Here is an 11281-nt window from a genome sequence, read left to right on the forward strand (position 1 = left end):
ACTTTCTGTGACATGACCGATCATGCGCTATGGCTGCTGCGGCAGGACCGCCGCCTGGCCGAACTGGCCGCCTTCCCCTTCGACTTCGACCTGGACCGCGCCGCCCACGGCCATGTCGAGGAGGTCCGCCTCGCTTCGGGCGGGCCGCTGGAGACGGTAGCCGGGGACGATACCGGCGGTAAGTACTTCGTGTGCGCGGACGGCTCGGTGCTCTACGCCGACTCGGAGGGCGCCGCGGGGATCATCGGCTCCAGCGTCGACGAGACCCTGGAGCTCGTGATCGGCCTGCCCGGCTGGCGCGGCTACACACGTTTGTCGCCAGACGACGGCGAGGAGAAGATCCTGGCGTGCGTCGCGGAGACCGAGGACGAGATCCGTGAATACTACGGAATCGACGAAGAGCGGGCCGAACTCCGTGCGGCGCTGGGCTTCCCGAAACGCTCCCCGGTCGAGCTGGTGGGCAGGCTGCGTGCCGCGCTGCTGCGAACTGAGCCGGACTTCGTACTGCTCAACGCGGACGAGGGGTGCGCGTACGACCGGATAGGCCCGGCCGGTCCCCCGCTGTGGGAGCCAGTGCTCGCGGCGGGCCGCGCCGATCTCGCCCGGCTGCGGGAGGGCGACCGCACGGCATGGCGTGAAGTCGCCGAGGACCCGGTGCGGCGCCGGATCACCCTGCGGGCCGCGCAGTTCGACCGCGCCGAGGGCGATCTGGAGTTGCTGCGGCATCTGCTGCGGCACGAGACACGGTCATCGATGACGGACGAACTGCGGCTCGCGGCCGTGCTGGTGGGGCTGCGCGGGGACACCGGAGATCTGCCCCTGCTGCTTGAGGTCCGGGAGACGGACTTCGACACGGCGTGCGGCCTGGGCGGTATGCCGGAACCGGGTGGAAGCGCGGACGAATTGCAACAGTGGGCGCGGGCGCTCGATGAGTCGATGTTCGGGGCGGACCCGTCGGACGAGCCGGTCTCCACATGGACCGACCTGGCGCGGGACCAGGGGATGACGGACCTCGCGCGGGTGACGCTGATCCGCGAACTCGACACTATCTTCATGGACCAGAGCAGACTCCGCCGCCCCGAGGCGCCCCGCACCCTGGCCACGGCTCTTCTGAGCGGGCTCGCCCGGGACTTCGAGGAACTCGGCGACCTTCCCCAGGCGCTGCGCGCCCAGCACCTGTACGCCACTCTTCAAGAGACGGCATGGGACCGGGCCTCGGCCCGGCACACCCTGGCCCGCCTGGAACGGGAGGCGGGCCGGCTGCCGCAGGCGGCGGACAGCCTGGCCGCCGTGCGCGTCGCCCTGGGCACCCCGGGCGACGACTCACTGCGCTACTGGCAGCAGGTCAACCTCGGCCGCTTCATCGCCGAGGAGCACTACCGGCTCACCCTCGCCCTGGCCGACGCGGGCCGCCCCGAGGAGGCCCGTGCCCTCCTCACGGCCGCCAACGCCATACTCGGCGAGCTCTCGGAGAACGCCGCGAACGGCATCCGCGAGCTCGCCGAGCGGTCGGCTGCGAGAGTGCGGGAGGTCAACTGAGGACGCGCACGGCGGGCGGGCGGTCCCCCAGGAAGCAGTGGGCGCGGCGGGCCAGGTAGTCGGCCTGTTTGGCAGCAGGTGCTGTTCAACAAAGTGATCGAGCCGATCCAGGTAGAGGTTGGACAGGATCGGGGAGGCCACGCCACCCGGTGGTGCACCGCTGAGCGTGGCGTTCCACCGCCAGCCCTCCAAATACCCGGCCTTGAGCATCTGCCGGATCAGCCGCAGAACTCGTCCATCGAGGATTCTCTCCTCCAGAATTACGAACACACCTCGTCATCCAGGCTGCCGAAACAGTCTCCTCGCCCGCCGCTACGAGCGGCACACCACCGTCATCGAGGCATTCTCCGACCTCGCCGACATAATCATCACCATGCGTAGTCAGATCCGGCAGACATGGTTCGCCTCACCACTGGGACGAACGCCCGAACCACCGACCATGACCGCATCCCTATCCGCGCGGCCTCTAAGCGAATCAAAGACCCCGACCAGGATAAAAACTTACTTGAGGTCTGAATAACCGTCATGCGGTACGTTCCGGGGATCCGTTCTCGGTTCGCGTGAGAGCGAGGATCGCCATGTCGTCTTGCCGTTGATTGCCTGTCCAGCTGGATACGTCCTGTGCGAGGGCGTCCACAAGGTCGCTCGGATGGCTGTACTCGCCTGCGGGAAGCTGGGTGCAAGGATCGTAGAACCGGCCGTGCTGGTTGCGCGCTTCGGTCACGCCGTCGGTGACCAGCAGAAGTGAGGCGCCCGGCCGCAGGGTAAAGACATCCGTGGCGGACACATCGCCCCCGGCCCCGGTCTCCGGCAGCCTCATTCCAAGCGGCAGTTCGTAACTCGCTGGTTCCAGTTGGACCACGGTTCCTCCCTCCACCAGGAAAGGCGCCGGATGGCCACGATTGACCAGTTGGACTGCGTCGCCGTCTGACGGGATCTGGACCAGTACTGCGGTAGTGAAGTCCTCGAAACCGCTGACCGTCTCACGGCCACGGTCGCTCTCCCGGGCCAGAGCGCTGTCCAGCCGGTGCGCCAGCTCGGCCAGCGTGGGAGCCTGCTCGGCTTCCTGACGAAACGCTCCGACGATCACTGAGACGGAGGAGACTGCCTGCAGCCCCTTGCCCCGAACATCACCGATGATTGCGCGGACTCCGTAGGGGGTGGGCTGCACGGCGTACAGATCTCCACCGATCCGAGCCTCTGCCTGCGCCGTCTCGTAGCGAGCGGCCACGGCGAGCGGCCCCGCGCGGCTCGGAGGGTCCGGCAGTACCGCACGCTGCACCGCCTCGGCAACATCGCGGGCTTGCGCAAGGTAGCGGCCCTGCCGATGCAGCAGGCGGTTGATCCCCAGGGCGATCGTACTGACGATGAGTACGTCGGCAAGGTCGACGAAGAGCGCCGTCGCAGGACGCCGGAGGTACAGGTCCAGCGCAATCGAGAGCACGCACGCCAGCACGGCGAATGCCAGCCCGATGCGGAAGGTCAGCAGGACACATGCGATCAGCGGGGCGGCCGCCAGAAGAGGCAGGCCCATGTACGGCTGCGGCCCGAAGAGGTCAGCAGCCGCGCCCCCGAGGAGCAGCAAGGCAGCGACAGCCTGCGGGAATGCGAGCGGCCCCCTGCGGAACATCGTCATCACGTCTCTCTGGTCGGGGGCTTCCACACGGTGTGATCGGACCTTTTCCGGCGGGCGGGCAAGCCCATTCCCGCCGCAGCAAACCTGCTGCCGAGCCATAGCGGGGTTTCATGAATCCTTTCGGCATTGGCTCACTCCAGCCCCAGATCCACTGACAGAGCAACGACGACACGCGGGACCCGGCGTACCGGTCGGTCTGCCCGCATCCGGGGCCGCGCCGGCACACTTAACACGGCCGGTCGGATTCGGTCAGGGCAGCGGTTCCTGTCGGCGACGCTTGATCGTGACCCAGTTCCGGCGCTCGGGTTCTAGCTTGTCGCAACATTCCTTGATTGCGTCCGGCCTGGCGGCGGCACAGAAGTGGATCACCGAGCTCGTCCCGGGCGACGAGTCGTCCGCGGCGTGAACGGCCGGTCCTCCGGCGGCCGCTGGCACGGGGTCAGTGGGGGCGGAGCGCTCCAGGGCGCAGCGGCGCGCCGAAGACCTGCGTGACCAGCGTGCGGTGCGCGGCGTGCGCACCGCGGCCCGGGTCAGGCCCGTCGGCGGTCTCCTTGTCGAGCGGGTGTGGCCCGGTGTCCAGCTCGACCTGGGGGAAGGGCCGGTGCTCGAGGTCGACGTCGGCGACGTCCAGTCGGTGGAGTTCGGGCACGGAGCGGCCGGTAGTGGCGACGAGCGCGGCCACCGCGGCGGTACGCAGCGCCGTGGTGGCGTCAGCGCCAACGGGGCGCTTCACCGCGAGGTGCGCAGCAACTTGTGGGCCTGCTCGGGTTCGAGGTAGTCGCCGTGGTCGGGGGGTGGCACTTCCAGCCGTATGCGCAGAGACCAAGGTTCTCGGCGAAGGCGTTCCAGGTCTGGATTCGTACGCGCTGGGAATTCCCGGCGGCAGCAGCGTCGGGGCCCTGCAGGGTGTTGCGGCGCCGTGTCTTGCCGGCGGCCGCGTCGGCGAGCCAGGCGTCGGCGCGCACCAGGTCCATGAGCTCGACTGCGGTCATGGAGACCGTCTCCTCGGCGGCAAGGGCGTGCTCCAGGTATTCCATGAGGAAAAGGCTGCGTAGGCGCCGGGTGTCGTAGACGAAGCCGCGCTCTTCGAGGTGGGTGAGGAAGCCGCTGATGGCGGTGTGGGCGTCCTCGGCGCGGTGGGAGCGGAGCGGCATGGGCTCAGGACAGGGGTGGAGAGGTGCGCCTCTGCTGGCGGAGGTGGCTCGGCTTCAGCCATCCTCATCGGTGTCCTCCATGTGTATGCGGGGGTCCCCGGCCAGGTAGTCCGGGAGCCTCGTTTTATGCGTGATCCGGGCCTCAAGGAGCTGTTCGACCGTCAGGTTCTTCGCCTTATCAAGGTACGCACCACTCAGATCCGCCCAGCGGAGGTCTGCTCCCTTGAGGTCCGCCCCGAAGAGGGACGCGTGTTTCAAGTCGGCACCCTGGAGAGAGGTGCCGCGAAGGTTCGTCGACAAGAATTCCGCAGTGTTGAGGTTCGCGCCCTGCAGGTCGGCTTGGCTCAGGTCCGCGTCTGGGAAGTTCACATCGCGTAGGTCAGCAGCAACCAGTACTGCCCTCGTAAGATTTGTCCCTTTGAATACTGCCTCCCGCAGATCAGCGCCGCGGAGGTTGGCTTCGCTGAGGTTCGCGCCGTCGAAGCGCGCCTTGCGGTAGGCGCCGGCGAACGGCACGGGTTCGCTGGCCTCCTTGCCGTCGCGCGGAAGGGCCCACCAGCCGCGGAGATCCGTTTTGCGCAGGTTCAGGTATGCGTCATGGTCCTTCGCGGCGTCACGCGTTCGCAGGACGTCGAGTGCTGCTGCGGTGTCCGGTGCGTCGACTGGGCGTTCGTCGGGCATCTTCTGCGCCTTGCCGGAGCCGGGTGAGTGCACGCGGATGTAGGAGCCGAGGATGCGGATGACGGCCGGTTGGTCGCGGGGGGAGTCGGCCATGATGCGTTGGAGAGCGAAGATGCCCCCGATGCGAACGTCGATGGACTCGGAGCCGAGATTGGCGACCGCGTCGTTGTAGCGGTCGGTGACCTGGCCTTGGCGTGCTACTTCGAGGCTTTCCTGCCCCTGCCGGATGCTCTCCTGCGCCTGCTGGATGCTGTTGGCAGTGAAGATCAGTGCCCCGGCGGCAGTTAAGCCCGGGATGAGGGTGGTGCCGACCATGCCCCACTGCGCCCGTACGGCGCGCCGTTCACGGCGGTCTTCTGCGCTCTCGTGGGCGCGTCGGGCTCGTCGGGCGGCGCGGCGGCGACGGAGGGCCGTCCATGCCGGCCGCCAGGCGGGGGCGGGCGGCGGAGCTGGGGGATCGCTTGTAGGTGCGACTGGACCAGGGTCAGGGGTGCCGCCGTTGTCGCCTCCTGGAGGGGAGGGCGGGGGAATGGTTGGGGCGGGTCTCGCGTCAGAGTCGGGCTCTGGCGTAGGCGTGGTCAATGGTTCTCCTGGGTGGTGCTCACGCACTGGGAGGTCGCCTGGCCACCCTAGGGTTCGATCAACCCCCGTCGCCGGAGAACTTCAGTCTTGATAACAGCAAGAAGCACCAAGCGCCCGCCCTCTGTGCCAGCCTACTGGCCAGGCGTGATCTGGGCAGTGTCGGCTGCGGCAACCGCGGCGTCCGTGCTACCTCCCCGACCATCTGGCGCAAACTGTGTCGCGCTGTCACTCCCGACGGACGACAACTCTGTCTACTGCCGTCAGCGTCCGTTTCGCCGCCCGCGGCCATACGACGACCCGCACGACCGACAACCTCGGCAACTTCCTCGGTACTCAACAGCACGACCTCATGACCGATCACGCCGCCCTCACCGACGCCGTGCAGAGGTTCATGGTGGCTGCCCGCGACCATCTAAACGGCAACAGCCATCAGCCCCGCCTCTTCGGGATCCGGCGGAGAAGCCCGGGCCACGCATAGAGCTCGGCCTACTTACGCCTTAGAGGGTGTCTCACGTGGCAAGTTTCGCGAGCTTCTTGTAGCAGGTCAGGGCGGCGGCCAGGCCGAGGAAGACGAGGAAGTGCGAGCCCTTTCGTTCGTATCGGACGGTGAGGCGGCGGTAGCCGAAGAGCCAGGCGATCGACCGTTCGATCTTCCAGCGGTGCCGACCGAGGCGTTCGCCGGACTCGATGCCGGGGCGCGCGATGCGCGCGATGCGCGCGACGAGCCCGCGCTCGCGCAGCCAGGCCAGGTGTTCGGCGGAGAAGTACGCCTTGTCCGCGCGGAGTTTGACGGGTCGTCGCCGCCGTGGTCCCCGGCGGGACCGGACGGCGGGTATGCCGCGGATGAGCGGCTTGAGGGCGAGGCTGTCGTCCATGTTCGCGCCGGACACGGCGACGGCGAGCGGGATGCCCTGGGCATCGGACAGCACGTGCAGCTTGCTGCCCTTCTTGCCGCGATCGACCGGGTTCGGCCCGGTCAGCGAGCCCCCTTTTCGCGCGGACGGAGGCCGCGTCAACGATCGCCGAGGCCCAGTCCACCTCACCCCTGGCCCCGAGTTCGTCCAGCACCACCCGATGTAGCCGCCGCCACAAGCCGGCCTCGGTCCATACCGTGAAGCGGCGATGCACGGTGGCGGGCGGCGTGCCGGACGTCGGCGGCAGATGCCGCCAGGCACATCCACTGGTCAGTACATACACCACCGCCGTGAACACGGCCCGCTCGTCGCACGGCGCGGTCCCACCACCTTGCGGACGAGCAGCGAACGACGGCAGCAACGGTACGACCAATTCCCAGAGTTCATCAGGAACCAGACGCTTCGACAGATCAGCACCCACGACCAGCATCATGCCGCTGTGCCGAGGCTCAGTAGTTGTCACCGGCGTAGCCGGATGACGTGGTGAGTGGGATCGGTCGAAGCAGTCCGGCCTGCACCAGTGAGGCAAGCGGCCTGTCACACACCCCGGTTCGGCGGCACTTCTGTCACCGGCTGCGGGAGGGTGCGCGACAGGCCCGACGGCTCACTGGATCAGGTCGGTGTGCGGATGCTCGGGGGAGGTCGGGCAGACGTAGATCTGCATGTTGTCGGTGCTGCCGACTTCGACCTTGGTCGGCTGCGAGGGGCACTGGCCACAGCAATGACCGACGGTGTTGGCGGTGTTGGCGGCGGCCTGGTCTTCGTAAGGTGCCCAGCTGTGTCCCTCGCCGCCGTCCCATTCGCCGGAGGCGATGGTCAGCAGCGGGACCATCTGCACATCACAGACAGTGCAGTACCGGGGGTTGGGGTCGGTGCGGCCCCATGGAGGCCAGCCGCCGACCTTCCATCCGGGCGCGTCTGCCAGATGGATGTCATAGAAGTCCCGCGCATAGTCCGCGTAGGAGCTGTCCACGTCGGCGCCGGCTGCCTGCCATCTGCTCCAGTCCTCCACCATGAGCCGCATCTGCGGGCTCAGATCGAGGCTATCGGGGTACTCGGTGATCGCTTCCGGTGCCAGCACGCACGGCTCTGGCACATAGCCCTCATAGTTCACCTCGTACGGCTCGGGCGGTGTGGCGAGGATGTCGACGACCGCGGCAGCGGACCGCCAGAACAGTGAGGTCGACGGCTTGTAATCCGGATCGTGGTCGTAGGGGCACCAGAGGATCTGGAGCAGATCGGCCTGGCCGGGCGGCCGCAACAGGGGTATGTCGCGCAGATACAGCTGGGCCACGGGCAACATGGGGACCGGGCAGTCCGCGGGCCACGGAGGGCCGGCGTCGAGTCGCTCCGCGAGCATCGCGGCGTTCCGCTCCTTGATCGCCTCCTCCTCGGGGGTTATCCCAGGACCACCGTGATCAGCGTGCCACCGGGCCCGCATGCGCCTCATGAGCCGCACTTCGGCCGGCGACTGGCGGAACCCACTGTCCACGTGCAGGTGCGAGCTTTCGCAGTGCGGCCACGGCTCCTCGGCCGGCCACAACAACGGCCCCCCGACCGAGCTCTCCCCGACCGAAGGCGACCCCGGGCGGGGATGCAGACGAATCGCAGGCCGCGCCAACGGCGCCAGCTCGGGAAAGACCGCGGTCACATCCACAGGCCGCGGCGGAGTCGTACGTACAAAGACCATGCCGGTGATCTTGCCACCAGCCACCGACAGTCCCCTGCCGCCTCACCCGGCGTCGGTGGCGTCGGTGCTCAGCTGGTCAAGTCCAACGCACGCAGACCGGGCCACGGTGACAGCAAGCCCGCCTGTGTGACACCTATCGGGCTTCGGCTCAACCGCACGAACATCACACCACATGAGACAACCTCTTATTAGCCCCCATTCTGCGTTTGTGAGATCTCCCCGCCCCATGACCATGCCAACGAGCCGTCACTGAGTCGGTCACATGATCCGCCGGACAGACCTTAGTGGGCGAGAAGTTCACGGTGCGCGAGCGTAGGCTGGAGATCACGTTCCGCGAGCATGGCGTCGAGGCTTGCACTCGCATCCAGGTAGCCGCAGGAGCGGGCGCTGGCATGCGTGATCAACTACCTGTGCATCCCCTGGTGACGATGATGTTCCGCCAGTTGCGGGCTTTGAGAGGCCATGAACCTGACCAGAAAGCGGCATAGGACGTCGTTATGGGCACCGCAAAGCAGGACGGCGCAACGAACGTCGATGAAGAGCCGACCATGGATACGAATCTTGAGGTCGTCGTGATGCCGGTGGCTCACGTCGATCGTGCCCTGCGCTTCTACCAGGGCTTGGGGTGGAGGCTCGATGCGGACTACGAGGCGGGTCCGGAATTCCGGATTGTGCAGCTGACGCCTCCGGGGTCGGGATGCTCGATCCAGTTCGGCCGCGGAGTCACCCCTGCGGCAGCAGGCTCCGCCCAGGGCATGTACCTCGTCGTCCAAGACCTCGACCAAACCCGCGCCCGACTGATCAGCCAGGGTGTCGAGGTTAGCGAGATCTTCCACCGCGTCTACGACACCGGCGCCCAAGAACAGGTAGACGGCCCAGACTCTAATGGTCTCAGCTACAACTCGTACGCGACGTTCAGCGACCGGGACGGCAATGGGTGGCTGCTTCAAGAGGTCCGAGTGCGACAGCCTGGACGATGACGGCCGCAGAACCGAGAAGATCACGCCACGGCGATCACCTGCGTGAGACCTGTCAAAGACCGAGGCAGGACAATCCCACGTCGCATCCCCAGCGGCCGTGCGGCACGCGCTTCACACGAGCGCACCGGCATAGACCATAGATGCAGTCATCACAGCTATCCGATCAGGACGGGCTGGGACGGTTGTTCACCCCGAACCGGGGGCTCTGCGGACGCTCCTACCGCTGGTCCCGCCGTCGTCCACTCACACGTCCTGTGATGCGGAGCGTCCACGGAAATGGGACTCTTGAAGCTCAGCCTCGGGGTACGGGTCACCGACTCGAGATTGATTGCTCAGCAGGAGGACCGCTCATGATCAGAGTTATGCGGCCGCTTCTTCACGGCGCTGTTGCGGGACTCGCCGGTACGGCCGCGCTCAATATCGCAGGTTATGCCGACATCGCGCTTCGAGGCCGGCCCATCAGCGATACACCTGAGATCACAGTGCGTAGCCTTGCTGCGAAGCTCCGTATTCGAATCCCCGGGGACGATCAGATCCTGGAGAACCGGATCGCTGGCCTTGGCGCCTTGACCGGATACGCCGTGGGGCTGGGCATGGGGGCGGCGCTGTCATTGGCACAGGCTGCTGGTTGGCCTCCGACGAAGGCTTCCCGCTGTGTCGTTGCGTCTCTCTTTGCCCTAACTGTCACAAATGCGCCGATTATTCTTTTGGGAATCACGGATCCACGGACCTGGGCAACCTCGGACTGGGTCTCGGACATCATCCCGCATGTTCTCTATGCGGTAGTCACAGTCCGCGTCATTGACAAGCTGGAAGCAGCGGGCCCCAGCTTTGATGGCCAGATCCCGCAATGACGCCCTCGGGCTGTCCTTCACCCAACCTCGATTCGTCAGGGGTGATCACTGGATCTTGAAGGCGGTGAGGTTCTTCATCTGCCGACGGGAAGTTTGACCCGGCGCACGATCAGCCGCATGCCCGCCGGCCAGCCTCCACGGGTGTTGAGCGCGGTCAGTTACGCGACCGCGTAGCCGTCCTGCAGTGTGCCGTACTGGTGTAGGGAGGTCTCCCACGCTGTTTCCGGCAGCTTGGCGATCGCCTGCTCGTCCGCCTCGCCGATCTTCCAGTCGACCGTGTAACGGACCGTGCGGCGTGCGGTGTTGAGGGCTTCGAGGTGCGTGAGCAGGTCGTGGGTGGCTCCGGCTTCGTCGACCCCGCACCAGGATTTTCGCCGACGAGGAGTGCGGGATCTGGGCCAGTGCGCCGGTGAGGACCCGGATGTGATCGGCCACCGTGTTGGCACCAGCGTTGCCTTCCCGCAGGAGCATGGCCAGCGACTCGGTCGTGTTCGCGCACCATGCTCCCAGCGGATGAGAGCCGTACGGTCCTCTTGAATGTGGCCTGTGCGCCCTGTTTTCGGACGCCGAGGTGAAGGTGGTGGCGTCGAGATCGATCACAATCCAGCCGGTCAGGCGTTTGCCCGCCACCGTCAGCCAGGGAAACCCGCCCGGACGCAGGTGCAGCAGGCCCACCCATGCCGGCGAACGCGCCGACGCGCTCGCGCAATCTTGACCAGGATCGTGTCATCCATGCTGTCCAGCAGCCTGCGCAGAGTGGAATCCGAGGCCGGGAGCCGAACACACCGGCCTGATGGGCGAGCAGGGCCTCCGCCTCGGGCAGGTTTCCCGCCCCGAGCACCAGCGCCACCGCGAGCTGGACAAGCACCACACCCCGCCCCAGGAAGTTCACCGCCCTGCGGCAGCACCCGCTCCAGCCCGTCCGTCAGCCCGGCCCGGTCCGCACACCGGCGCAACAGCACCGCACCGTCATGCCCGACCAATCCCTTACCGGTAGCCGCGACAGACAGCCCACGACCCCATCCAGCAGTGTCTCTCACCAGAAAGGTGCCCCTGGTTTCTGCTCCGATGCGACCTCAACAATCACATCCTGGCAGGCCAGGCGGCACCTTTCACTGTCGGGGCATCAGCTCGACTAATCCGGCTGAATAGCCAGGGTTACTGAGGTTGAACTCGTGGAGTCGTATGGGCTGACGGCTCGTCGCTCGTGCGGTATCACCGGGGCATGCGGTATCCACAGGGCGGCGGGCT

The 11281-nt window shown here is 66.9% G+C and carries 10 protein-coding genes; 3 read left to right on the forward strand and 7 right to left on the reverse strand.

Annotated elements, in window-relative coordinates:
- Positions 1-12: 12 nt before the first annotated feature.
- A complete protein-coding gene (locus ACFYWI_RS30120) occupies positions 13-1539 on the forward strand; it encodes a hypothetical protein (RefSeq protein WP_389238538.1) in 1527 nt (508 codons plus the stop codon).
- 523 nt (positions 1540-2062) lie between these two features.
- On the opposite strand, the gene ACFYWI_RS30125 is transcribed toward ACFYWI_RS30120, so the two are convergent.
- From ACFYWI_RS30125 to ACFYWI_RS30150, 6 genes are all read right to left on the reverse strand, one after another.
- Complete coding sequence (locus ACFYWI_RS30125; protein WP_389238540.1) at positions 2063-3175, reverse strand: PP2C family protein-serine/threonine phosphatase; 1113 nt, start codon at positions 3173-3175, stop codon at positions 2063-2065.
- Positions 3176-3614: 439 nt separating this feature from the next.
- Positions 3615-3908, reverse strand: coding sequence for a hypothetical protein (locus ACFYWI_RS30130; RefSeq protein ID WP_389238543.1), 294 nt, complete (start codon positions 3906-3908; stop codon positions 3615-3617).
- Positions 3886-4329, reverse strand: a complete 444-nt coding sequence (locus tag ACFYWI_RS30135; protein WP_389238545.1) for a hypothetical protein — start codon at positions 4327-4329, stop codon at positions 3886-3888. The genes ACFYWI_RS30130 and ACFYWI_RS30135 overlap by 23 nt, the downstream gene beginning before the upstream one ends.
- Positions 4330-4383: 54 nt before the next feature.
- Positions 4384-5325 (reverse strand): pentapeptide repeat-containing protein, encoded by a 942-nt coding sequence (locus tag ACFYWI_RS30140; protein WP_389238547.1) that lies wholly within the window; start codon positions 5323-5325, stop codon positions 4384-4386.
- Between the two features lie 776 nt (positions 5326-6101).
- Positions 6102-6927, reverse strand: a protein-coding gene (locus tag ACFYWI_RS30145; protein ID WP_389238549.1) for an IS5 family transposase whose coding sequence is annotated in 2 segments (ribosomal slippage) — positions 6102-6585 and positions 6584-6927 — 828 coding nt in all. Because the reading frame shifts where the segments join, the coding sequence is not laid out codon by codon here.
- A gap of 183 nt (positions 6928-7110) precedes the next feature.
- The gene (locus ACFYWI_RS30150; protein ID WP_389238572.1) at positions 7111-8196 is read right to left on the reverse strand and encodes a hypothetical protein; all 1086 of its coding nucleotides are present in this window, start codon (positions 8194-8196) and stop codon (positions 7111-7113) included.
- Between the two features lie 497 nt (positions 8197-8693).
- On the opposite strand from ACFYWI_RS30150, the gene ACFYWI_RS30155 reads away from it, so the two are divergent.
- Positions 8694-9176: a VOC family protein gene (locus ACFYWI_RS30155; protein WP_389238551.1), complete on the forward strand. Its 483-nt coding sequence runs from the start codon at positions 8694-8696 to the stop codon at positions 9174-9176.
- A 350-nt stretch (positions 9177-9526) separates the two neighbouring features.
- Positions 9527-10030, forward strand: a complete 504-nt coding sequence (locus tag ACFYWI_RS30160; protein ID WP_389238553.1) for a hypothetical protein — start codon at positions 9527-9529, stop codon at positions 10028-10030.
- Positions 10031-10188: 158 nt separating this feature from the next.
- Here ACFYWI_RS30160 and ACFYWI_RS30165 read toward each other — a convergent pair whose 3' ends face one another.
- Positions 10189-10476 carry a hypothetical protein gene (locus ACFYWI_RS30165; RefSeq protein WP_389238555.1) on the reverse strand — a complete coding sequence of 96 codons (288 nt, stop codon included), beginning with the start codon at positions 10474-10476 and terminating at the stop codon, positions 10189-10191.
- Positions 10477-11281 lie beyond the last annotated feature (805 nt).

This window comes from Streptomyces sp. NPDC002889 (assembly GCF_042888425.1).
In the GTDB taxonomy this organism is placed as follows: domain Bacteria; phylum Actinomycetota; class Actinomycetes; order Streptomycetales; family Streptomycetaceae; genus Streptomyces.

Coding starts and splice junctions, on each gene's coding strand:
- ACFYWI_RS30120 (WP_389238538.1), top strand. CDS start 13: ATGACCGATCATGCGCTATGGCTGCTGCGGCAGGACCGCCGCCTGGCC.
- ACFYWI_RS30140 (WP_389238547.1), bottom strand. CDS start 5,325: ATGGTCGGCACCACCCTCATCCCGGGCTTAACTGCCGCCGGGGCACTG.
- ACFYWI_RS30155 (WP_389238551.1), top strand. CDS start 8,694: ATGGGCACCGCAAAGCAGGACGGCGCAACGAACGTCGATGAAGAGCCG.
- ACFYWI_RS30125 (WP_389238540.1), bottom strand. CDS start 3,175: ATGACGATGTTCCGCAGGGGGCCGCTCGCATTCCCGCAGGCTGTCGCT.
- ACFYWI_RS30135 (WP_389238545.1), bottom strand. CDS start 4,329: ATGCCGCTCCGCTCCCACCGCGCCGAGGACGCCCACACCGCCATCAGC.
- ACFYWI_RS30160 (WP_389238553.1), top strand. CDS start 9,527: ATGATCAGAGTTATGCGGCCGCTTCTTCACGGCGCTGTTGCGGGACTC.
- ACFYWI_RS30150 (WP_389238572.1), bottom strand. CDS start 8,196: ATGGTCTTTGTACGTACGACTCCGCCGCGGCCTGTGGATGTGACCGCG.